The sequence below is a fragment of the Enterococcus sp. AZ167 genome (assembly GCF_051714025.1).
GTDB lineage: Bacteria > Bacillota > Bacilli > Lactobacillales > Enterococcaceae > Enterococcus_D > Enterococcus_D casseliflavus.
This window is the reverse complement of sequence record NZ_JBIORB010000001.1, coordinates 2,308,227-2,330,816: the sequence shown is the minus strand read 5'-3', so window position 1 is coordinate 2,330,816 and position 22,590 is coordinate 2,308,227. Positions and strand designations below refer to the sequence as shown.

At 44.1% G+C, this 22,590-nt stretch carries 19 protein-coding genes; 12 read left to right on the top strand and 7 right to left on the bottom strand.

Features of this window, described 5'->3' with window-relative positions; translation table 11 throughout:
* Positions 1–27: 27 nt before the first annotated feature.
* The 3 genes from IGJ05_RS10920 (at position 28) to rny (ending at position 4,229) form a co-directional block, all read left to right on the top strand.
* A complete protein-coding gene (locus IGJ05_RS10920) occupies positions 28–1,266 on the top strand; it encodes a competence/damage-inducible protein A (protein WP_266166290.1) in 1,239 nt (412 codons plus the stop codon).
* 102 nt (positions 1,267–1,368) lie between these two features.
* On the top strand, positions 1,369–2,412 hold the full coding sequence (gene recA, locus IGJ05_RS10915; protein ID WP_005226448.1) for a recombinase RecA: 1,044 nt from the start codon (positions 1,369–1,371) through the stop codon (positions 2,410–2,412).
* A gap of 242 nt (positions 2,413–2,654) precedes the next feature.
* Complete coding sequence (gene rny, locus IGJ05_RS10910; RefSeq protein ID WP_005232891.1) at positions 2,655–4,229, top strand: ribonuclease Y; 1,575 nt, start codon at positions 2,655–2,657, stop codon at positions 4,227–4,229.
* A gap of 298 nt (positions 4,230–4,527) precedes the next feature.
* On the opposite strand, the gene treR is transcribed toward rny, so the two are convergent.
* Genes treR through IGJ05_RS10895 form a run of 3 tightly spaced genes read right to left on the bottom strand, consistent with a single transcriptional unit; the run spans position 4,528 to position 8,591 of the window.
* Complete coding sequence (gene treR, locus IGJ05_RS10905; protein WP_005226457.1) at positions 4,528–5,244, bottom strand: trehalose operon repressor; 717 nt, start codon at positions 5,242–5,244, stop codon at positions 4,528–4,530.
* Positions 5,245–5,298: 54 nt separating this feature from the next.
* Positions 5,299–5,949: a beta-phosphoglucomutase gene (gene pgmB / locus IGJ05_RS10900; protein WP_015508694.1), complete on the bottom strand. Its 651-nt coding sequence runs from the start codon at positions 5,947–5,949 to the stop codon at positions 5,299–5,301.
* Positions 5,950–5,963: 14 nt separating this feature from the next.
* Positions 5,964–8,591 carry a glycoside hydrolase family 65 protein gene (locus tag IGJ05_RS10895; protein WP_081116702.1) on the bottom strand — a complete coding sequence of 876 codons (2,628 nt, stop codon included), beginning with the start codon at positions 8,589–8,591 and terminating at the stop codon, positions 5,964–5,966.
* Between the two features lie 336 nt (positions 8,592–8,927).
* On the opposite strand from IGJ05_RS10895, the gene treP reads away from it, so the two are divergent.
* On the top strand, positions 8,928–10,907 hold the full coding sequence (gene treP / locus IGJ05_RS10890; protein ID WP_081116701.1) for a PTS system trehalose-specific EIIBC component: 1,980 nt from the start codon (positions 8,928–8,930) through the stop codon (positions 10,905–10,907).
* A 120-nt stretch (positions 10,908–11,027) separates the two neighbouring features.
* On the opposite strand, the gene IGJ05_RS10885 is transcribed toward treP, so the two are convergent.
* The gene (locus IGJ05_RS10885) at positions 11,028–12,401 is read right to left on the bottom strand and encodes an MFS transporter (protein ID WP_438725197.1); all 1,374 of its coding nucleotides are present in this window, start codon (positions 12,399–12,401) and stop codon (positions 11,028–11,030) included.
* A gap of 258 nt (positions 12,402–12,659) precedes the next feature.
* On the opposite strand from IGJ05_RS10885, the gene IGJ05_RS10880 reads away from it, so the two are divergent.
* Positions 12,660–13,145, top strand: coding sequence for a DUF2798 domain-containing protein (locus IGJ05_RS10880; RefSeq protein WP_081116699.1), 486 nt, complete (start codon positions 12,660–12,662; stop codon positions 13,143–13,145).
* A gap of 292 nt (positions 13,146–13,437) precedes the next feature.
* Here IGJ05_RS10880 and IGJ05_RS10875 read toward each other — a convergent pair whose 3' ends face one another.
* Genes IGJ05_RS10875 through IGJ05_RS10865 form a run of 3 tightly spaced genes read right to left on the bottom strand, consistent with a single transcriptional unit; the run spans position 13,438 to position 14,502 of the window.
* Positions 13,438–13,602 (bottom strand): hypothetical protein, encoded by a 165-nt coding sequence (locus IGJ05_RS10875; RefSeq protein WP_005226470.1) that lies wholly within the window; start codon positions 13,600–13,602, stop codon positions 13,438–13,440.
* A complete protein-coding gene (locus IGJ05_RS10870; RefSeq protein ID WP_081117611.1) occupies positions 13,599–14,189 on the bottom strand; it encodes a DUF1700 domain-containing protein in 591 nt (196 codons plus the stop codon). The genes IGJ05_RS10875 and IGJ05_RS10870 overlap by 4 nt, the downstream gene beginning before the upstream one ends.
* On the bottom strand, positions 14,176–14,502 hold the full coding sequence (locus IGJ05_RS10865) for a PadR family transcriptional regulator (RefSeq protein WP_081116697.1): 327 nt from the start codon (positions 14,500–14,502) through the stop codon (positions 14,176–14,178). Before IGJ05_RS10865 ends, IGJ05_RS10870 begins: the two co-directional genes overlap by 14 nt.
* Positions 14,503–14,821: 319 nt before the next feature.
* Between IGJ05_RS10865 and IGJ05_RS10860 the strand changes: the two genes are divergently transcribed.
* The 7 genes from IGJ05_RS10860 (at position 14,822) to IGJ05_RS10830 (ending at position 22,590) form a co-directional block, all read left to right on the top strand.
* Positions 14,822–15,436, top strand: coding sequence for a TetR/AcrR family transcriptional regulator (locus tag IGJ05_RS10860; RefSeq protein WP_266166285.1), 615 nt, complete (start codon positions 14,822–14,824; stop codon positions 15,434–15,436).
* Between the two features lie 345 nt (positions 15,437–15,781).
* Positions 15,782–17,803: a type I pullulanase gene (gene pulA / locus IGJ05_RS10855; protein ID WP_081116695.1), complete on the top strand. Its 2,022-nt coding sequence runs from the start codon at positions 15,782–15,784 to the stop codon at positions 17,801–17,803.
* A gap of 117 nt (positions 17,804–17,920) precedes the next feature.
* Positions 17,921–18,928, top strand: a complete 1,008-nt coding sequence (locus IGJ05_RS10850) for a LacI family DNA-binding transcriptional regulator (RefSeq protein WP_016608965.1) — start codon at positions 17,921–17,923, stop codon at positions 18,926–18,928.
* A 169-nt stretch (positions 18,929–19,097) separates the two neighbouring features.
* Positions 19,098–19,385, top strand: coding sequence for a hypothetical protein (locus tag IGJ05_RS10845; protein ID WP_010748502.1), 288 nt, complete (start codon positions 19,098–19,100; stop codon positions 19,383–19,385).
* 31 nt (positions 19,386–19,416) lie between these two features.
* Positions 19,417–20,835: an L-fucose/L-arabinose isomerase family protein gene (locus IGJ05_RS10840; protein WP_081116693.1), complete on the top strand. Its 1,419-nt coding sequence runs from the start codon at positions 19,417–19,419 to the stop codon at positions 20,833–20,835.
* On the top strand, positions 20,826–21,662 hold the full coding sequence (locus IGJ05_RS10835) for a transketolase (RefSeq protein WP_005231740.1): 837 nt from the start codon (positions 20,826–20,828) through the stop codon (positions 21,660–21,662). The genes IGJ05_RS10840 and IGJ05_RS10835 overlap by 10 nt, the downstream gene beginning before the upstream one ends.
* Positions 21,649–22,590: a transketolase family protein gene (locus tag IGJ05_RS10830; RefSeq protein WP_438725196.1), complete on the top strand. Its 942-nt coding sequence runs from the start codon at positions 21,649–21,651 to the stop codon at positions 22,588–22,590. The genes IGJ05_RS10835 and IGJ05_RS10830 overlap by 14 nt, the downstream gene beginning before the upstream one ends.

Below are 22,590 nucleotides of genomic sequence, written 5' to 3'. Positions count from 1 at the left end.
GTATCTGATAAATGAAGGAGTAAACGAATGAAAGCAGAAATTATTGCAGTCGGGACCGAATTACTTTTAGGACAGGTGGTGAATACGAACGCGACCTTCTTGTCAGAAGAACTGGCAAGTCTTGGGATCGATGTTTTTTATCATAGTGTTGTCGGGGACAACCCCAATCGCTTAGAAGAATTGCTGACGATCGCCGACAAACGCAGCGACTTGATCGTGCTGTGCGGCGGCCTAGGGCCCACCGACGATGACTTGACGAAACAAGTCACTGCCCGTCATGTGGGACAAGAGTTAGTCAGAGATGAACCAGGTTATCACCAATTGAAAGCCTTCTTTGAAAACAGTCAACGGAGAATGACGGAAAACAGTTTACGGCAGACCCTCGTTTTTAAAGATGGTGTGTCTTTGCCAAATCCCAATGGACTAGCGATCGGGATCTTTTATCAGACAGCCGCTACCAGTTATTTGCTGCTGCCGGGACCACCAAGTGAACTGCAGGCGATGTTTCTTACCCACGCAAAACCACTTCTATTAGAGCAGTTTCCCCAAGAAGAAGTCTTGCTTTCTCGCGTTTTGCGCTATTACGGGATCGGGGAATCGGCGTTGGTCACAGAATTGGCCGATTTGATCGAGAATCAAGTCAATCCCACCATCGCTCCTTATGCCAAACCCAATGAGGTCACGCTGCGTCTGACGGTCAAAACTGCAGACGAGGCGCAAGGAATCAAACAATTGGATGCCTTAGAAGAAACCGTCCAAGCACGGGTCGGTGCGTATTTCTATGGGTATGGGGAACAAAATTCGCTGGCAGAAACAGTCGTCGGGCTACTGATCGAGAATAAGAAAACCGTCACCGCAGCGGAAAGTTTGACCGCTGGTTTGTTCCAAGCGACCCTAGGAGGGATTCCTGGCGTCTCTGAGGTGTTTCCCGGTGGGTTCGTGACATATTCTGCTGCAACAAAAAGCAAGCTCTTAGGCATCGATCCAGAGCTTTTGGAAAGCTATGGGACTGTTAGTCAGGAATGTGCAGAAGCAATGGCCGTCTATGCCCGCAAACAAGCCGAGACTGATTATGCGGTGGCGTTTACGGGTGTTGCTGGTCCAGACGAGTTAGAAGGTCAGCCTAAAGGCACCGTTTGGATCGCCTTAGCTTCTGACAAAGGCGTCTCGAGCCAGCTGTATCACTTCAACCGCGACCGCGCCTATATTCGGCATAGTGCCGTCATGGCGGGCTTAAATCAAATACGTAAGGAATTATTAAATTAATGCGAATGTTTGTTCGTTTTTTCTTGCAATTTCCCGTCAGAAGGACTATTATTATCTTATGAACGACACACGAAAGTGATGAATATAAGGAGGATTATCCGTTTGGCAGATGATCGTAAAGCAGCCTTAGATGCTGCACTAAAGAAGATTGAAAAGAACTATGGTAAAGGTGCCATCATGAAGCTTGGCGAAAAAGTTGATCAACAAATTTCAACGATCCCAAGTGGTTCATTGGCCTTGGATGTTGCATTAGGTGTAGGTGGTTACCCACGAGGACGGATCGTAGAAGTTTACGGCCCAGAAAGTTCTGGTAAAACGACAGTTGCTTTACATGCCATTGCGGAAGTCCAAAAAAATGGCGGAACAGCAGCATTTATCGATGCCGAACATGCGTTAGATCCTCAATATGCGCAAAAATTAGGCGTAAATATCGATGATCTTTTGTTATCACAACCAGATACAGGAGAACAAGGATTAGAGATCGCTGACGCCTTAGTTTCAAGTGGTGCGGTTGATATCGTGGTCATTGACTCGGTAGCAGCTTTAGTCCCACGGGCGGAGATCGACGGTGAAATGGGTGATACCCACGTTGGTTTGCAAGCTCGTTTGATGTCACAAGCATTACGGAAACTTTCTGGTTCCATCAACAAAACGAAAACGATCGCGATCTTTATCAACCAAATTCGGGAAAAAGTTGGGATCATGTTCGGGAATCCAGAAACGACGCCTGGTGGCCGTGCGTTGAAATTCTATTCAACCATCCGTTTGGAAGTACGTCGTGCTGAGCAATTGAAATCCGGTACAGATATCATCGGGAACCGCACGAAGATCAAAGTAGTCAAAAACAAAGTAGCGCCACCATTTAAAGTAGCAGAAGTCGACATGATGTATGGTCAAGGGATTTCCCAAGAAGGCGAACTGCTGGATATGGCCGTGGAACAAGACATCGTCGATAAAAGCGGTGCGTGGTATGCCTATAAAGGGGATCGTATCGGTCAAGGTCGTGAAAACGCCAAAAACTATATGCGTGAACACCAAGAAATGATGCTAGAAGTTTCTGCTCGCGTCCGCGATGCTTACGGGATTGGAACAGGAGAGACCGTAACCCTTGAGGAAGCGCAAGAAGAATTACCATTAGACGACTAAGTCTTGAAAAAGCCAAACAACCTCGTTGTTTGGCTTTTTTGTGGTTTTTGCCAGATTCGTCCATTGTTGAAAAAACATCCGTAAAAAGGAAGGGTTGCGAAAGTTTACTTTATTATTTAAAGTTGACACTCTTGGGTTCAAACATTACAATAAACGTATGTGGATTTCCACATAAGAAGTAGCGAATTGATAATTTTGTTATCCTTTGTTAATCAAAATTACAAAATATTTAAAAAGATAGTATGGAGGTGGATTCATTGGAACTACTTTACATTCTCCTCGCTATCATCGGTTTAATTGTCGGTCTTGGATTAGGAGTTTATGTGACGAAATCTCGTCATGAGAAAGAAATCAACGGCGCCCAAAATTCTGCAGCTGGAATTATCGAAAGCGCTAAGAAAGAAGCAGAAACTCTTAAAAAAGAAGCATTGTTAGAAGCTAAGGAAGAAAATCAGAAGTATCGGTCAGAGATTGAAAGTGAGTTGAAAGAAAGCAAACTTGATTTAAAATCACAAGAAAATCGTTTACTCCAAAGAGAACAAGTTCTTGATCGTAAGGACGATTCTTTGGAAAAACGAGAACGCTCACTTGAAGATAAAGAAGGCAGACTTAGTGAGAAACAACAATTAATTGACGAGCGAGAAAAAGAAGTAGAAAACTTAATCGATGGACAACAGAAAGAATTAGAGCGCATCGCTGCGCTGTCTAGAGATGAAGCAAAAGAGTTGATCATGAAATCAACGGAAGAGGAATTGAACCATGAATTAACGATCATGGTCAAAGAATCTGAACAGCGTGCAAAGGAAGAAGCAGATCGAAAAGCAAAAAATCTCTTGTCCCTAGCAATCCAACGTTGTGCCGCAGACCAAGTGTCTGAAACCACGGTATCGGTCGTATCATTACCAAACGATGAGATGAAAGGTCGAATCATCGGAAGAGAAGGTCGGAACATTCGCACCCTTGAAACATTGACAGGGATCGATTTGATCATTGATGACACGCCAGAAGCAGTCGTCTTATCAGGATTTGATCCGATTCGCCGTGAAATTGCTCGTATGACCCTTGAAAAACTGATTCAAGACGGCCGGATCCATCCAGCTCGAATTGAAGAAATGGTCGAAAAATCTCGGAAAGAAATGGATGAGCATATTCGTGAATATGGGGAACAAGCAGCCTTTGAAGTCGGCGCCCACACCCTTCATCCAGACTTGATCAAGATTTTAGGTCGTTTGCGTTTCCGTACCAGCTACGGACAAAACGTCTTGAACCACTCGATCGAAGTCGCAAAACTAACCGGTGTTCTTGCCGCAGAATTAGGCGAAGATATCCAGTTAGCCAAACGTGCTGGACTCTTGCATGATATCGGGAAAGCCCTTGACCATGAAATTGAAGGCTCTCACGTTGAGATCGGGGCTGAGTTAGCTGCCAAATACAAAGAAAATGGTGTGGTGATCAATGCGATCGCTTCTCACCATGGAGATGTTGAAGCAACATCGGTTATCTCTGTTTTAGTTGCAGCCGCAGATGCCTTGTCAGCAGCCCGTCCAGGTGCCCGCAGCGAATCATTGGAAAATTATATTCGCCGCTTGCAAAACCTAGAAAATATCGCCAACGGCTTCAAAGGGGTCGATTCCAGTTTTGCAGTCCAAGCCGGACGTGAAGTCCGTGTAATGGTCAAACCAGAAGAGATTTCTGATTTGGATGCTGTACGATTGGTTCGCGACATCCGCAAGAAGATCGAAGACGATTTGGATTACCCAGGTCATATCAAAGTAACCGTTATTCGCGAGACCCGCGCAACGGATTACGCCAAATAGCAAGCAAAAGCAGTATCCTCTCAGAGGATACTGCTTTTTTGTGTAGCTGATTGTCAATAAGGACGGCTGAGTTGTGCAAAATCGACTCTATTTCATCAGTCCCATAAATGATCGTGCCTTTTTTATTCGTCGGCAACAGAACAACGAACAAGCAAAAGGATGGCTCGATAGCGACAGAGGCGAAAAATGGGAGGATCGATCCAGTATTATCGAGTGGGGGGCTAGTGAAAAACAAAACAGACCCAGGCTTCTCGGGGAAGTCCAGGTCTGTTTCATGTGTTTCACGTCTATACGTCCATCAAATCTTGCGTCGGCGGGCAAAGTCCACAAAGCGGAATTTATCCAGTCGGTGGATCGATTCGGTGTATTCAAAACAGCGCGTGTCTTCTAGATACACGAGGCTGCGAACCGTAACGACATGCTGATCTTCAGGACGCAGATCCATTAGATCCCGCAATTCTTTGTTGACGGGGTCAACAGTGATTTCTTTTTGTGCATAAGCGATCTCAAGGCCAAGATCATTTTCAAAGTAATCAAAAATCGATACTTTCGCTCGGTTTTCTGGCAACTCTTCGATGATAGAAGCATCAAGGTAATCTTTATCCAAAATCACCACTTCTCCATCGATTCTCCGCTGACGGATCAGTTTCCATGCCTCAGAAGCAACAGGCCAACCAGTGGTCTCGTGCAGCTTTGGCGAAACGGCGATCTTGCGGATCTCGACAACCTTAGTTTCACTAGGAATGCGTTGGGTATCTTGCAGCTCTCGAAAACTCGTCAAGCCAGAAATCGGGAAATCAAAGCGATTCAAGTCTAAAACGATCGAACCTTTCCCTTGTTTCTTTTGGATATAACCAGCATCCCGCAATAAATTCAATGCCTTACGGACAGTCTCGCGGGAGACACCATAAGTTTTGATCAATTGGTTTTCGCTAGGCAGCAAAGAATGCGGAGGGTATTCGTTTGCTAGAATTTTTTGTTCTAAATCTAAAAATATTTCTTTGAACTTGTTCATCGGATTGCCCCCTCTTTGGCTATTATAGCGAGGCCAATTTGGAAATGCAATCGACTATTTCGCCAAAAGTTCGTCAATGTTTAGGTCCGTTAATTTTTCAACGATCACATCTGCACCGTGTAATTCTTCTCCTGAATAAACACCTACCGCATACATACCAGCAGCATTGATGCCGTCGATCCCTGCTTGAGCATCTTCAAAGCCAACTGCTTCTGCCGGTTCAATGCCTAGTGCCAGCGCTGCTTGGATAAAGATTTCTGGATCTGGTTTGCCTTTTTTCAAGGTTGCTGGGTCAACGATCGTATCAAAGTCTTGCATGACCCCAAGTTTGTCCAAAATAAACGGTGCATTTTTGGATGCCGAAGCGATCGCACAAGGAATGTTTTTTGCTTTGGCTTCATCAAGGAATGTCTTCACCCCTGGCAATAGATCATCAGGAGTCAAGCTTTGTAACAATTGTACATAGTGGGTATTTTTCTTCGTCGCTAACGCTTCTTTTTCGACTTCTGTGTAGGCATCATTTTTGTTGCCTAGGGTTAAGATTCGCTCTAAAGAATCCATGCGGCTGATGCCTTTTAACTGCTCGTTGAACTTCAAATCGATCTCGATCCCGATCTCCGCAGCTAATTCTTTCCATGCAATGTAGTGGTATTTGGCCGTATCCGTGATAACGCCGTCTAAATCAAAAACAAATCCTTTTTTCATGTGTAACACTCCTTTTAGTAAGTAATCGTTGCTTCTTTCTTTGCTTCTAGAGAAACTTGTTGCCCATTCACTAAGATCGTGACTGGCTGATCAGCGGTAATCGTCAATGTTTCATGTGTAACATTCATTGCAAAGCGGGTGCCGCGAACTTCTAGCTGAAAGGCTAAGCTGTCCCAAGCTTTCGGCAAGTTTGGCGTGATCTGCAGCTGCTCTTCTCGAATATCGATCCCAGCAAAAGTGGTTAATGGAATAAACAACGTAGCAGCCATGACACCGGCGTGAATGCCTTCTGCTGTAGTCCCGCCTTGGATATCACGGTAATCAGAAGAGAGGGCTTCTTGGTATAATGACCAAGCCAACTCCTGATCATCTACCATTGCCGCCAACTGGGCATGAACGATGCGTGACAACGTCGAGCCGTGGGAGGTACGAGCCAAGTAATAATGGAGATTTTTTTCAATATAGTCTGTTGGCAGCTGGTAAGAAAGATCTGCCAAAATCTGATTGACTTGCTCTTTTGAGAAATTGTAGAAAATCATCAAACTATCCGCTTGTTTCGCGACTTTGTAGCTGTCAGCACTCTTGCCTTCAGCGTTCAAGATGCGGTCCATCCGATAGATGTTGCCATATTTCTCTTTGTAGTGAGCCCAATCCAGATCTTCCAGCTGGAAGTACCCTTCAAATTGTGCAATGATGCCTTCTGGATCGATCTCTAAGCCCAGCTTGGTACGAATATCTGCCATAGCAGCAATATCTGCAGGGGTTAAAGCCGTTTTCTCTAATACCGCTTGGAAGCTCTCTGCTGAAAGTTGTTGTTGAAGGTTCTCGATCTCTTCAAACAACCATACTACCATCATATTGGTATAGGCGTTGTTTTTCAAGCCGCCTTGTTCACTATTTGGGTAGCTTTCATGAAATTCATCTGGTCCCATAACTTTATCGATAAAGTAACGTTGAGCAGCATCATCCCAGGTGGCAGCACTTTGCCAGAAATGAGCGACTTCTAACATCAATTCTAACCCATATTGTTCCATGAAGACTCGATCTTGCGTGTTGTGCCAGTATTGCCAAATGTTATAAGCGATCGCTAAGGAGACATGGCGTTGCAAGCGACTGTGATCTTCTTTCCATTCGCCGCTGATAGGGTTTAAATGCAGTTCTTGGGATTGCTCACTGCCATCCAATCCTGATTGCCATGGGAACATGGCGCCTTGGTAGCCAGCTTTTTGGGCATCTTTTTTGGCAGCAGCTAAGCGGCGGTAGCGATACAGCAGAATTTCTTTGGCGGTGTCAGGAAAATGTAGAATGTAAAACGGTAAGATAAACAGTTCATCCCAGAAAATATGACCGCGATAGGCTTCACCATGTAGGCCACGGGCAGTGATACTGGCATCTAAGGACTCCTGATAAGCATTCGGTGCTGCGGAGACCAGCAGATGATACGTATGCAGATTCAGCATTTTTTGCGACATTAAGTCACCAGTGACTTCGATGGCCGCTTTTGCCCATAATTCAGCCCAGGCTTGTTTTGAGGCGGTATACATCGTCGCAAAATCAGGTAATGCTAAGGAAGAAAACGTAAATGCCGGTTGCGGCTCTTCTTGGCGATAAGCGGCAACAGTGACTGATTTTTCGACCCGATAAGTTTGTCCTTCCGTCACCTCAAGGGTTACTTGCTGACGGACGACCTGGTCATTTGTTTCAGCTTGCAGCTCAGCCAATGGCAGGTCCTGTGAAAACAGTTGAGAGGATTGGACAACGGTAATCTGTGATTGGTTAGTGGTGACCACTAAATGCGCTTTGTTTTGTTCAGCTGCTGCCTCTTTCACGGTCAAATGCTGGTTAGTTAAACTACGGTAACGAGCGACGTTATAGTTATAGACCGATCCGTCGGCTTCACTGACGAAGGTAACGGTGCCAGAAAAGTTGAGCGGGGTAAACTGATAGACCAAGCTGTATTGGTGAACGTCTTGCATATTGGCGATCTTCTTCGTTTCGATTCGCAGACGCTTTTGTTTTTTGGTTTCAATTTCTGCCACTGATTGGAACAAGCCGGTCTTCAGATCCAATGTCCGTTTAAAGGAAAGGAGCTGATTGTTGGCGATATCGATCACTTCATCATCGATCTTTACGTACATTTTTTGCAGATTCGGTGCATTGACGAAGTCTTCATTGCTGATGGTATGACCAGAAACATCCGATTCCACCGTATTGTAAAGACTTGCTAAATACAGTCCTGGATAGTTCGCTTCACAAATGGTCATCTCAGGCGTTGTGCCTCGCAGCCCTAAATAGCCGTTACCGACGGTTAAAAGTGACTCCACCGAGTATTCATCTTTACCAGGGGTGTAGCCATAGTATTCGAGGCGCCAAGGAATTTCAGCACTTTTTTCTTCATACTGTTCTTTCGTAGTGCAAACAAAGGGACGATTCAATTTTTCTGTCAACCATTGGTCCAATGAAAAAGTCCCTTCTTCATTCGTAAACACCAGCGATTCAGAGACGATCCCGCCACCTTCCATTTGCTGCAGCTGCGCGGTCAGTGCGGCAACGCGCTCACTGTCAGTCCCAGAAAACGGATAGGTCGTACCAGTTTGATCCGTTAACAGCCATTGTTCCTTAGACAATATAATCGTATTCACAGTAGTTGTCCTCCTTTAAACTTGTCTATACATGCAAAATGATTATAACGTAAATTGTAAGCTATTTCAATTTATCTATCCTGTTTTTTTATTCTTTTTTGTCAAATAAACAGTAAATAAAGTTGTTGGCAATATTATTTTATATTAATGAAACATTTTAAAAAACGTTTATTTATAAAGGTTTTCATATGGTACCTTTGCTATTTGCTTGTATTGTTTATAGAAAAAGTGAAAAAAATTGGTTTGAAACGCTTGCAATATCAAAATTATCAAGTTATGATTAGTGCGTAATCAAAACATATATATACAAGTGGAGATGAAAGGGGTTTATTAATTATGGGAAAGTATCGTGATGATGCTGAGAAGCTGCTGGAATATGTTGGCGGCAAAGAAAATATCGCCGCAGTAACACATTGCGCGACACGGATGCGTTTTGTTTTGAACGATCAGTCAAAAGCAAACGAAAAGGCAATTGAAGAAATTCCAAGTGTCAAAGGAATGTTTACCAATGCGGGACAATTCCAAGTCATTATCGGCAATGATGTCTCAACGTTTTACAATGATTTTACCGATGTATCAGGAATAGAAGGTGTTTCTAAAGAACAAAGTAAAGCGATTGCAAAAAACAATCAAAATATCGTGCAACGAGCGATCGCTACGTTAGCTGAGATCTTTACCCCGTTATTACCAGCGATTATTGTCGGTGGTTTGATGCTAGGGCTGAGAAATTTCTTAGAAGGTGTACCGCTAGAAGCTCTAGGTGGACAAACCATTACGCAAGCTTCTACTTTTTGGAACGGTGTCAACGGCTTTTTATGGCTGCCCTGTGAAGCGATCTTTCACTTTCTACCAGTAGGGATTACTTGGAGTATTACACGTAAGATGGGAACCACGCAAATATTAGGGATTGTTTTAGGGATTACATTGGTTTCACCGCAATTATTAAATGCTTATTCAGTAAGTTCAACTTCTGCTGCAGAAATTGCTCAAAATTATACGTGGGACTTCGGGTTCTTCACTATTGATAAAATTGGGTATCAAGCACAAGTGATCCCAGCAATGCTGGCAGGTTTCTTATTGGTTTATCTTGAAAGATTCTTCCGGAAATGGATTCCAGAAGCGGTTTCAATGATCTTCGTTCCATTGTTCTCATTGCTGCCAACTATTTTAGCAGCCCACATGGTGTTAGGTCCAATCGGTTGGCAAATCGGATCAGGCATTTCTTGGGTCGTAAATGCTGGCTTGACCTCACCATTAAACTGGTTATTTGGTTTCATTTTCGGTGGCTTGTATGCGCCTTTGGTTATTACCGGATTGCATCATACAACGCTAGCGATCGACTCTCAATTAGTAGCAGATTTTGGGACAACCAACCTTTGGCCAATGATCATGCTGTCAAATATTGCACAAGGTACGGCAGTATTGGCGATTTGGTTCCTTCACCGTGGCAATAAAAAAGAAGAACAAGTCTCTGTTCCAGCAACGATTTCTGCTTACATGGGGGTTACTGAACCAGCGATGTTCGGGATTAATTTGAAATATGTTTACCCATTTGTCGCAGCAATGGTAGGTTCTGCCTTTGGTGGAATGCTGATCACTGCAACGAATACCCGTGCATTAGGTATTGGTGTAGGGGGACTGCCTGGTTTCTTATCATTTAAAATTGAAAACTATCCAATGGTCTTCATCTCAATGGCGGTGACGATTGCGATCACGTTTGTTTGCACCATCATCTTTAGAAAAGTTACCTTCTTAAATAAATTAGAACCGCAATTGGCTGCTGATACAGCTGCAGCAGCGGCTGTTGCACCAACGACGGCTGTACCGACACCTGCAGCCCCAGAAGCAGCACAAGTTTCAGAAGAAACCCTTTATGCTCCAGCTGATGGGAAAGTAGTTGCCATCACTGAAGTTTCTGATCCTGTCTTTTCTCAAAAAATGATGGGTGACGGCTTTGCTGTTCAGCCAACGAATGGAACGATTTATGCTCCTGTTGCAGGCACGATCTCTAGCATTTTTGAAACAAAGCATGCAATTGGGATTTTAACGCCTGGTGGCGCGGAAGTTCTTGTTCATATGGGCTTAGATACTGTGGAATTAAAAGGTGCGCCATTTGAGGTCCTTGTTTCTGAAGGTGACACGGTCACACCAGAAACGAAGATTGCAGTGATGGATCTAGAGGCTGTGACCGCAGCTGGCAAACAGACAGATGTTTTAACAGTCATCACGAATGCCGAAAAAGTGCGTCAGCTTTCATTGACGACCACAGGCACAGTGACAGCCAAAACAGCGGTTGGTTCCGCTGAATTAAACTAAAAAAATAATCCGTTTCCGAGAGCACCCTTTGACTAAGAAGGGGGATCGGAAGCGGATTTTTTTATGGCCGCCCTCAAGGGAGAGCGGCTTTTTCTTGGTTTTCAATGGGTAAAGCCGCAGTTAGCTGACGGCTTTTTTGTCGGTGCTTTTGCGGAAGTAGTTGATCGTTAATAGGAAAGTCAGTAAGACCAGGGCCCACAAAAAGAATAAGGCGATTTGAGAGCCGATGACCGTCCCTTGGGTGTAATCGGTCGCCGCATTTTGTGCCAAATTGATAATGGTCGCCACCACAGCCGTCGCCACTGCACCAGAAAATTGCTGTAGCGTATTAAAGATCGCATTACCGTCCGCGTACAATGCAGGAGTCAGCTTGTTTAAGCCGGTGGTCATCATATTGCTGTAGGCTAAGCCGATCCCGATCATGTAAAAGACATGTCCAGCAACTAGGCTCCAAATGAAAGGCGAACGCAAAACGAGGGCTAAGGCAAGCCAACCGATGGCAATCAACGTCAAACCAGACAGGATCGGTTTTTTCGGTCCAACTTTATCCAGCAACCGACCAGAGATCGGCGCAAGGATCGCCCCGATCGCCGCCCCAGGAAGCATAACTAATCCTGCAGTAAAGGCATCTTTTCCCAAGACGAGTTGGACAAAGTTCGGCAAGACAAAGGAAATGCCCAGTAAAAGGAACTGACAAACAAGAAAGCCAAACAGAAACAAACTGAAGCTACGGTTTTTCAAAACAGCCAAACGAATCAAAGGGTTCGGGCCTTTTGAGCGTTGATAAAACAAGCCAGCACCAATGAAACCGAAAAGCAGCGGCAGTAGACTCGCTAAGGTGCCTACTTGATTCAAGAACAATAAGAAGCCGCTGAACATCAAGACGATTCCTAATACACTCAGTAAATCCAGGGAAGTGTCTTTTGCCCCAGCCGTTTTAGGGATCGAGTAAAGGCCGAGTACTAGGGAGATCAGCAAGACTAGGATCAAGAAAAGAAAGATCGCATTCCAAGACCAATGGGCGGTCAATAAGCCCCCATATGTCGGTCCGATCGCTGGAGCGATGGAAGTGGTCAAATTCCCTAAGCCGATTGCCGCTCCCCGTTTTTCAAAGGGGGAGTAAGTCAAAATGATGTGGAACATCAAAGGCAGTGCGATCCCTGTGCTGGCACCTTGGAAAAAGCGGCCAATCAGCAAAATGGCAAACGTCGGCGATAAAAAGTCGATCACCAAGCCAACAAGGAAAAAGGCGTTGGCAGTTAGAAACAAGGTTCTCAATGAGAAGCGTTTCAAAAGGTAGGTCGATATTGGGACAATGATGGAGATGACCAGTAAGTAGATGGTCGTCACCCATTGAACATCGGATGTTGAAAGCGTAAATTGATCGATCAATGTCGGAAACGTTACATTCATGGCTGTTTCAATCAGCACACCTGCAAATGACATCAATCCGGTTGCGAGGATCGCCCCCACGAGTTTTTTGTTGTTTTCCATATTCTCACCTCTAAAAATTCGCAAAAAAAGAGACCGTTTCTATTCTCATAGAAACCGCCTCTCTCTCGACAAGCGAACCCGCTTGTTATCTGTACGATTTAATCTATCGCTATTCTACTGACTTCATAAGAAAGTGTCAAGAGAAGTGGATAAAAAAATAGCAAAAAACTTTTTTGAAAGTTTTCAAACTTTTACTTACACGAAAAATTTTCTTCTGCTAGAATAGTCGAGTACGAAAAAGAGAAAGGAAGTTGTTGCATGCCTATCAATAAAAAAGAAAGTTTGATCTATACGACACTTATGTGTATTTTCATGGTGTATTTTATGAGTGTTTATAACCTCATGTTTCAAGTCGGTGTTTCGGCATTGGCATTCCAATTGGCGTGGAATGAATTGCCCTTAGCCCTTTGTGTCGCCTTTATTTTGGATTGGTTCATTGTTTCGGGTCCGGCAAAAGGTTTGGCGTTTCGATTTTTGGACCATCAATCAGCTACTTGGAAAAAAATCGGGTTGATTTCTTCATTGATGATCGCCGGCATGGTGATCTGTATGTCACTCTTTGGTGCGTTGATGCACCCAAACCCTGATCAATCAGTGTTGGTCAATTGGCTAAGCAACATTGGGAAAAATGTGATCGTCGCATTGCCGTTGCAATTGTTCATTGCAGGTCCAATCGTTCGCCGAGTGTTTCGCGCCTTGTTTCCTATTGGCACTGTGCAAGAACAGCCAGTACTAGGGGAATAATCGATCATTAGAAAAAACGTACTGCAGACAGGTTCTGCCAAGGTTAGCTAAAACAGCTGGCTTGGCGATACCTGGACTTGCGGCACGTTTTTTTGCTTTTATAGACAGCAAAAAAACCCATAGGATGGTATGGGTTTTTCTGGTTACCCTATGAAATAGGATACAGGATGTACCTATATAGTAATATGGTTCCGTCAAAAAGAGAAGTTCAATTTTTTCACCGATGCATGAAATTAATGAAAATTGCTAGTTTTTCTGACGAAAAAATCAACTTATAATTATTTTCCGTCTGTTATTCCGTATAGAAACCAACGAGTTGATACCAGCGACGATGCTCAATATGGTAGGCATCAGGTGAGTAGCCTGACATTGAAAAACCGATAAAGGTGATGACCAGTCCGAGAATAATAAACAACAGACTGAGAAAAACGAAAAAGCGCTTATTGATTTTGATCATAGGACTGCCTTCTTTCGATAGTTTTGAACAAATGATTTCGGCCAAACGACAAGGGAGTGGGTAAGACGTGAAAAAGGTCGGCTCATACTATAAGTGGCGATCAGGCAAAGCAGCCCTAAACCAAATAAGAAAATCCCCACGCCTAACTGACTTAAAAAGAGATAGAAACCATCCGCCATCAGCATGGGACTTAAGACAACGCTGGCGATCCCACCGATAAACGTAGTGACACCAATCATGCCAGTGGTGAAAGGCACACACCAGATGATTATTAAAAAGCTTAGGATCAGCAAAGCGGCACTTAACAAGAGGCTGCCCCACAATGGGAAGCCCAGTACTAAAATCAAGAGCAAGAAGGGATGAAAGCGGCGGGGAATCTCTACTACGACCTCTTCCGTTTCGGTGACTGCTTGGATCAGTTCTTTTGGGGAGCCAAGGCGTGCCACGGCTTCTTCTTCGGTGTATCCTTCTTCCATCAAATCTTCGATCATCTCGTCATAATAGTTGATCAGCTGATGAATCTCGCTAGGTCTGACTTTTTCAGATAATTCCGCAGCCAATGCCTTGATAAAATCAACTCTGTTCATCTAATGTTCCTCCTTTAATAAATCGCTGGATCAATGTCAATTGGGGCCAGTCGTTGGTTAAAAAATCGTCGATCCGCTGTTTTCCGATTTTGGTCAAGCGGTAATATTTTCGGGTCCGTCCTTGATGGCTTTTAGTATAAGTCTCAACCGCTCGGCTGGCTTCTAAGCGCTTCAAGATAGGATAGAGCGTTGATTCTGAGATTGGCAGTAAAGAAGATATGTTTTTGACTAATTCATAGCCATAAGAGTCACCATGCTGCAAATAAGCCAAAACACAAATTTCCAATAATCCTTTTTTTAATTGGGCATCCAAAGGCTCTCCTCCTGTTCATATTCATACTATACATTACATAGTATCATTCCACAAGCAGCACCAGTCAAAATCAGCCTTAAGTCTGAGCACCATAAGACAACAAGAGTTTCTTTAATAAAATGGTCAAAAATGAAAAATAAAATTAAGAAAATCGGCGTAAAGTATAGGTTAACGTGCTCTTTTTTGTTAAAGTAGAAGTATAAAGATTACTTTCAGTAAGAAAATGGGCGTTGGTTGTGCTTCTAAAAGCTGCAAGTAGTCAAAGTGAATGAGACGAACATCAGCAAGAATTGGTGACGTCCAGAAAGGAAGGGGTATTATGAGAAAAGCAACGATTACGAAAAAATATTTGATCAATTGCTTAAAAAAATATCTGGTGGAATATCTTTATCGACCAATCACTGTCCGCGACATTGCTAAATATGCACGAACATCGACCCAACCGATCTATTTAAATTTTTCAAACATGCAAAATTATAAACAGGCGATGGTTGATGATGTGTTTCGCGACATTCACGAAACAAAAAAAGAGTCAGAAGAGACACTCGATTCCTTATACAGCTTTTGGCAGGACTATTACGTATTTGCCAGCCGCAATCGCAACCTCTTTTTCGCACTTTTTTTAAATGATATTGGCTGTGGTCCTTACATAAAAGAGCGTTCTTTTGCTTATTTTCAAGAAGCAATTGCTGAATCAGCTGTTTTTCAATGTGCGCATAAAAGCGATCTGAGAAAATATCATGAAGAAGCCTTGATCTTTTTTAATGGGTTGGTATTGCTGTTTATTCGTGAAGGAAATACGCAAGATAATGCTAATTTTTTGAAAGAGACACAAAATTATTGGCAGCGAGTCCTTCATGAACCAGTCGATTTTTATCAAGGTGATTTATCTAAAACCTTACTTGAATCAGGTCTAGCTGTAAGTGATCACTAGATAGCGAGAAAGAGAGGAAGAGATTTCAGAATATTGTGACAGCTATCATTGCCATTATTGATTTCTTCTTTTTCAACAATCCCCATCGGAGCAGTGATCTTAAAGATTAGAAGCAATAGCTATTCTTTAAGAGCCGTTCAACGAGTGGGGGTTTTTCTTTTGATAAAAAGAGGTGTGGAGTCGTTTAGCAAAATAAGAAAAGGGCTTGTCTGTAGTGTTAAAGCTTATTTTTAGGTCAAAGAAAAGGCGGCTTATTGTTGGCAATTTTCAAGAAATATGAGAAGGTAGAAATAGCAGAAAAGTAACTGGGTTTTATAGTTAGCAACGTTGAATGGAGGAATTTTGATGGGACAAAACACGCAGTATGGAGAAAAAAAGATTGCGATCGATCGCAGGATCGGTTTTTTAGAAGAACATACGTATCACGGGAATGATCTTGGTGTGACTTTTCAAGGACAGCAAACCACGTTCAAATGCTGGTCACCAGAAGCAGAGGCCGTTTCAGTATTGATTTATCAAAGCGGTGTCGCTGGGGCTGATGATCGCCTGCTGACGCTGCCAATGGTCCAAGAAGACAACTGTTGGCAAGTCACGACGGAAGAAACCGTCAAAGAGCTGTTTTATACGTTTGAATTTCAACGAGACGGTCAAAAAGTCGAAGCGGTGGATCTTTATGCCAAAGCAGTAGGGATCAACGGAAACCGTGGGGCCATCATTGATTTAAAGGAAACAGATCCTGAAGGCTGGCAGGAGACTCACGGCGTCAGTCAGCAATCGATCACAGATGCCTATATTTGGGAATTGCATGTCGAAGATTTCAGCGGCGCCGAAAACAGCGGGATTTCACCAGAAAATCGCGGGAAATATTTAGCCTTTACTGAAAAAAAGACCCATCTGACAGGGGATGAAAGTCAACCAACTGGTATGGCTTATTTAAAAGAGCTGGGGATCAATTATGTTCATCTGCTGCCGATCTTCGATTTTGACAATGATGAAACTTCGTCTGCCTACAACTGGGGCTATGATCCGAAAAATTACAATGTACCTGAAGGACGATACGCTTCTGATCCTAGTGATCCCAAGGCGCGGATTCGTGAATGCAAGCAAATGATCCAATCGCTGCATGAAGAAGCCATCGGCGTTGTAATGGATGTGGTCTTCAATCACACTGCGATCACAGAAGAATCGTGGTTTAATTTAACGGTGCCTGATTATTACTACCGCCAAGATGATGCGGGGAATTTTGCAGACGGTTCTGCTTGCGGCAATGAAGTGGCTTCTGAACGGAAAATGATGCGCAAATTTATCATTGATTCAGTTTTATATTGGGCGCAAGAATACAAAATCGACGGCTTTCGTTTTGATTTGATGGGCTTGATCGATGTGGAAACCATGAACCAATTGCGGCAACGCCTAGATGCTGCCGGCTTCAGCCATGTGATTTTATACGGCGAACCATGGGATGCCGGCAGCAATCAAATTATTCAGCCGAATATCCCAGCGAATAAAAGCAATGTTTGGGCACTGTCAGAAGGCGTTGCGGTTTTTAGCAATGATTTAAGAGACAGTATCAAAGGCGATGTCTTTGAAGAAACAGACGGCGCGTTTATTCAAGGAATGAATGGTCAACCGCAAGTCAAGCAAACCTTTTATGCGGCAAATTTGGCAACGGCGATTCAAGGAAATACGAAAGTTGCTGGACAAGAAGGCCCCGAGCGCTGGGCAAAATCGCCCCGTCAAGTGATCGCCTATGCTTCAGTCCATGATAATTTGACCTTGTGGGACAAACTGGTGGCAACCATGCAGGCTTCAGCGAAGGAAAGAAATTATGATTTTGAACCTGAGCTTTTAGCCCGTAACAAACTAGCAGCAGCCATTTTGTTTACTAGCCAAGGAGCCGTGTTGACTCAAGCTGGGGAAGAATTTGGCCGTACCAAAGAAGGCGATGAAAATTCCTTCCGTTCGCCACTGGCAGTCAATCAGCTGGATTGGGCACGTGCCAAAACCTTCAAAGAATTGCGCGAGCTGTATCGGGGCTTGTGGGCATTGCGGCAGTCCTATGCACCATTGAGAGATGCCACGACCCAAGCGGCTGAAAGCATGGTCTTTTATGAGACAAAGGATGAAAATCGCTTGGCGTATCAAGTACCCAATCGTGACGAACAGCATCCATGGCGTTCCTTGTTCGTTTTACTCAACAGCACGGAAGAAAGCTGGTCCTTTGACTTACCGACGGCAACAGAAAATACTTCTTGGCACCTCGTTGCTGACCCCAATGGAGCTGGGATCGCTTCTCGCGGCGTAGCAGCGCCAAGGATAACCATCGACCCATTGTCCTTCTGCATTTTGGCGGAACAAAGTAACTAATCAAAGTAGAAGCTAAAACAAACTAAAAATTTTAGTTTGTTTTAGCTTTTTTGGTAGTAAAAAAACAATTCTTTTGCTATACTTTTAACAGAATGAGAAGCAGAAAGCGGTGAGCAGATGAAAGTTGTGATCTCTGATATTGCCCGAAAAGCTGGCGTTTCCAGCGGAACAGTCTCTAATGCGATCAACAATCGTAAGGGGATCAGTGAACAAAAACGGCAAGCGATCTTGAAGATCGCTCGTGAGATGGGGTATTTTGATCAGCGAGAAATTAAAAAAACGGAAAGTCAAAAAATCAAATTTGTCGTAATGAACAAACAAGGAAATGTCGTAGGGGATACGCCTTTCTTTTCTGAATTGATCCGAGGAATCGAAATGGAGTGCAGTGCGTTAGGCTATGAACTGGTCATTTCCCATATCACACTGGCACCAGAAGAAGACCCGATCGAAAAGATCCGTCCAGAATTAGCAGATGGTTTGCTATTGTTAGGAACGGAATTGGAAAAACAAGATTTAGCAGTCTTTCGCCATTTGGAAGTACCGTTAGTGATTTTAGATACGGTATTTAATTCGCAGGACTTTGATTTTGTCGCCATCAATAATCGTGACAGTGCCTATGAGATCGTTGAAAAGATGATCGAAAAAGGCCACCGTGACATCGGCATCATCAATTCAACCTTTCAAATCAACAACTTCCGTGAACGCAAGCAAGGGTTCATCCAAGCGATCCAAGAGCATGATCTGATCCATTATGAAGAGACGGAAGCCTTAGTAGAACCCACCTTGGAGGGCTCCTATCAAGACATGAAGGTCTATTTGGAATCCTTGCGTGCCGATCAGCGACCGTTGCCAAGCGCCTTTTTTGCGGTCAATGACAATATCGCCATCGGTGCCATGAAAGCCATTCGCGAAGTGTTTCCCGATCATCCGTTGACCATTGTTGGGTTCGATGATATTCCTTTGGCGGAATTTTGCAACCCACCACTGACCACCGTCAAAGTAGATAAAGTGTACCTTGGTCGCCAAGCCGTGCGACGCTTGATCGAGAAAATCACGAGTGAAGATGAAAACCATCTGAAAATGCTGGTCGCCACGACGATCGTCGAACGCGAAAGCATCAATTAAGAGTAAAAATAATATGAAAAATAAGAAGAAGGACAAAACGTTTAGCAAGCGTTTTGTCCTTTTTTAGTTATTAAACAAAAATATTTATCTAAAACTATTGCAAAATATTTAGCTTGTGCTATATTTAAGGTGTAAAAAGTAAGGGATTACATTTTGAGGAAGTGAATAGATGACACAGATCGGTCTCTTTTGTGCCACTGGGCTCTCCAGTGCACTGCTCGTCAAAGCGCTCAAAGAGCAACTAGCGGATGAACAGCATTACCAAGTCAATTCCGCGCCTTTTTCAGAAATATTTATGGTGGGGAATGACTATGATTTTTTGATTTTAGCTCCTCAAACCCGCTTCAATCAAGCGAAAGTCGCCGCAGCCTTTCCTGATAAAAAAATCGTTTTACTGACGGATGAGGAATTTCTGAGCAAAAATGTAGCACGAATCGTCGAAGAAATAAAAATTTAGCTAAATATACTAAAACGCAAAGGGTGGTTTTATGGATAAAGTAACCATCGGGTTCGCCCCGACTAGAAGAAATTTGTTTAGTGCAGAAGCAGCCATTGAGTACGCCAATCTGACACGACAAAAAATGGACGAACTCGCCATTGATTATGTAGATATTTTAGATATCAACGAAGACGGCTTACTATACGATGATGAAGGGGTTGAAAAAATCGCCGAAAAATTCAAAGCAGCGAAGATCGACGGTCTTTTTCTAGCCAATGAAAACTTTGGTACGGAATATGCCTGTGCTCGTCTAGCCAAAAAACTAGATGTCCCCGTCTTACTGTGGGGACCTAAAGATGAGACGCCAGCCGCCGACGGTTCACGTTTGCGGGATACGCAATGCGGTCTTTTCGCTATTGGGAAAGTCTTGCGCCGTTTCAAGGTACCTTTCACCTATGTCAAAAATTCTGATATTGATTCACCAGAATTTGCCCGCGGCTTGCAAGACTTTATCAAAGTCTGCAATGTCGTCAAGACCTTCAAACAAACACGAATCTTGCAAGTTGGCCCACGCCCCTTTGATTTTTGGACTGTGATCTGCAACGAAGGCGAACTATTGGAGCGTTTCAATATTTCGCTATCACCAGTACCGATCCAAGAAGTGGTGCAAGAAATCAAGAAAGTCAAAGAACAGCAGCCAGATAAAGTGCAAGCAGTCATTGATTATTTCGAAACCAATACGGAAGTCCAAATTTCGGCGAAAGATTTGGAGATGGTGGCAGCCCTTAAAGTGGCCTTGCAAAACTTATGTGAAAGCTACGGCTGCAATGCAGGGGTCATCCAGTGTTGGACGGCCTTACAAGACGAAATCGGTATTTTACCGTATGCCTCCTTGTCGCTGTTACAAGAAAAAGGTTTGCCTTTTGTCTGTGAGACGGATGTCCATGGGGCGATCTCGGAACTGTTGGTCGAAGCCGCTTCGTTGGGGGAACACCGAGCAATCTTTGCGGATGTCAACTGCCGCCATCCAGAAAATGAGAATGGCGAATTGCTGCAGCACTTAGGAGTTTTTGCTTATTCCACCGCAGAGACCAAACCGATCTTGCCGCAACGACATTTTGTTTTTGACTATCCAGGATCAGTCGCTTTTCGGGCAATCAAAGACGAGTATACGCTGTGTCGCTTTGATGGGGACAACGGCGAGTACTCACTGCTGATGGGTACTGGTAAAGGGATCGATGGCCCATACAATCAAGGGACCTATCTCTATCTGGAATTTGCGAATTTGAATCGCTTGGAATTCAAACTCGTTGAGGGCCCTTATATTCATCACGTTGCGGCGGTCAGAAAAAATGTGGTGCCGATCTTGTATGAAGCGTGCAAATACATCGGTGTGCAGCCAGATTTTTATGATCCAATCGAAGAAGACGTCAAAGCATACTTGAGAGGGGATCAATCATGGAAATAAACGAGCTGGAGATGAAGGCTTTAACGATTCGAAAATCCGTGTTAGAGCTGATCTATCAAGCAAAAACGGGTCATACTGGTTCGGATCTTTCTTGTACCGATATTTTAGTGGCCTTGTATTATCGGATAATGAATGTCGATGCGAAAGATCCTCAAAAGCAAGATCGTGACCAGTATATCCAAAGTAAAGGACATGCGGCAGAAGTACTATGGGCCGTTTTAGCGGACAAAGGTTTTTTGCCGAAAGAAGAATTAGCCACCTTTTCACAATTTGGTTCACGACTGATCGGTCATCCAAACAATAAAGTAGCTGGTGTTGAAATGAATACTGGTTCGCTAGGCCACGGCTTACCTGTCGCAGTAGGGATCGCCTTGGCAGGCAAACTGGATCACCGCACGTATCAAACCTATACGTTGTTGGGAGATGGCGAATTAGCAGAAGGCTCGGTATGGGAAGGAGCCATGGCGGCTGCCAACTACCAGCTGGACAATTTGACCGCCATCATTGATCGCAACGGCTTGCAGATCACGGGCGCCTCGGAAGATGTGATGGCAGTGGAGCCGCTAGATGAAAAATGGCGTGCCTTTGGTTGGGATGTGCATATCGTTGATGGCAATGATATGGCTGCCTTGGTGGCTGCATTAGAAAAACCGCATCAGCCCAATCAACCGAAGCTGATCATTGCTAAAACCATCAAAGGCAAAGGCTATTCTGCAGCCGAAAATCAAGCGCAATGGCATCATAAAGTGCCAACGGCAGAAGAGCTTGCACAAGCTATTGCCGAACTTGATCAGCAAATGGAGGTTTTGACTCATGGGAAAAAATAATATTGCCAATCGCCAAGCGATGTGCGACGTATTGATTGAAGAAGGAAAAAAGAATCCTGCGATCACGGTGTTGACCAGTGATTCTCGTGGTTCCGCTTCGTTAGCAGCTTTTGCCAAGGAATTACCGACACAATTGGTGGAAGTAGGGATCGCAGAGCAAAACATCGTCAGTATTGCGGCCGGTTTGACCCATATGGGCAAACGCCCTTTCGTTGCCTCTCCAGCTTGTTTTCTCAGCATGCGCAGTATCGAGCAGATCAAAGTCGATGTCGCGTATTCGAATAAGAATGTCAAACTCGTAGGCATCAGCGGCGGTGTCAGTTATGGGGCATTAGGCATGAGTCATCATTCCTTGCAAGACATCGCAGTGGCACGAGCGATCCCTAATTTGCAAGTGCTGTTGCCAGCAGATCGCTTTGAAACGATCCAAATGTTTAAAGCCTTAGCGGCATCAAATCAACCGGCCTATATCCGTCTCGGTCGCAATCCTGTTGAAGATTGTTATGATTCTGCAGATTATCCTTTTGAGATCGGCAAAGCCATTGAGCTGAGAAGCGGCCAAGATGTCGCATTGATCGCCACCGGCGAAACCGTGCGCCAAGCGTTGGATGCTGCTGAGCTATTGGAAAAACAAGGTATCACTGCTACCGTTTTAAATGTTCATTCCTTGAAGCCCTTTGATTCAGAAACGGTCAAACGAGTGGCGAAAGAAACAGGCACCGTGATCACTGTGGAAGAACACAGCCAATACAACGGCTTAGGAGCTGCCGTGGCGGAAACACTGACAGAAGAAACGGACATTCGACAAAAAATTATTGCTTTTCCGGATGAAGCCTTGATTACTGGTTCTTCGTCAGAACTGTTTGCCCATTATGGCTTAGACGGTGCCTCCATAGCGAAAACAGCGGTTGCGTTTCTAGGAGCTTAA

Excerpts from the sequence above, each read along its gene's own strand:
- IGJ05_RS10830 (WP_438725196.1), top strand. The coding sequence starts at position 21,649 with ATGGGAAAAAATAATATTGCCAATCGCCAAGCGATGTGCGACGTATTG.
- IGJ05_RS10840 (WP_081116693.1), top strand. The coding sequence starts at position 19,417 with ATGGATAAAGTAACCATCGGGTTCGCCCCGACTAGAAGAAATTTGTTT.
- IGJ05_RS10880 (WP_081116699.1), top strand. The coding sequence starts at position 12,660 with ATGCCTATCAATAAAAAAGAAAGTTTGATCTATACGACACTTATGTGT.
- IGJ05_RS10860 (WP_266166285.1), top strand. The coding sequence starts at position 14,822 with ATGAGAAAAGCAACGATTACGAAAAAATATTTGATCAATTGCTTAAAA.
- treR (WP_005226457.1), bottom strand. The coding sequence starts at position 5,244 with ATGAACAAGTTCAAAGAAATATTTTTAGATTTAGAACAAAAAATTCTA.
- IGJ05_RS10845 (WP_010748502.1), top strand. The coding sequence starts at position 19,098 with ATGACACAGATCGGTCTCTTTTGTGCCACTGGGCTCTCCAGTGCACTG.
- IGJ05_RS10835 (WP_005231740.1), top strand. The coding sequence starts at position 20,826 with ATGGAAATAAACGAGCTGGAGATGAAGGCTTTAACGATTCGAAAATCC.
- pgmB (WP_015508694.1), bottom strand. The coding sequence starts at position 5,949 with ATGAAAAAAGGATTTGTTTTTGATTTAGACGGCGTTATCACGGATACG.
- IGJ05_RS10850 (WP_016608965.1), top strand. The coding sequence starts at position 17,921 with ATGAAAGTTGTGATCTCTGATATTGCCCGAAAAGCTGGCGTTTCCAGC.
- rny (WP_005232891.1), top strand. The coding sequence starts at position 2,655 with ATGGAGGTGGATTCATTGGAACTACTTTACATTCTCCTCGCTATCATC.
- IGJ05_RS10920 (WP_266166290.1), top strand. The coding sequence starts at position 28 with ATGAAAGCAGAAATTATTGCAGTCGGGACCGAATTACTTTTAGGACAG.
- pulA (WP_081116695.1), top strand. The coding sequence starts at position 15,782 with ATGGGACAAAACACGCAGTATGGAGAAAAAAAGATTGCGATCGATCGC.
- IGJ05_RS10875 (WP_005226470.1), bottom strand. The coding sequence starts at position 13,602 with ATGATCAAAATCAATAAGCGCTTTTTCGTTTTTCTCAGTCTGTTGTTT.
- treP (WP_081116701.1), top strand. The coding sequence starts at position 8,928 with ATGGGAAAGTATCGTGATGATGCTGAGAAGCTGCTGGAATATGTTGGC.
- IGJ05_RS10885 (WP_438725197.1), bottom strand. The coding sequence starts at position 12,401 with ATGGAAAACAACAAAAAACTCGTGGGGGCGATCCTCGCAACCGGATTG.
- IGJ05_RS10870 (WP_081117611.1), bottom strand. The coding sequence starts at position 14,189 with ATGAACAGAGTTGATTTTATCAAGGCATTGGCTGCGGAATTATCTGAA.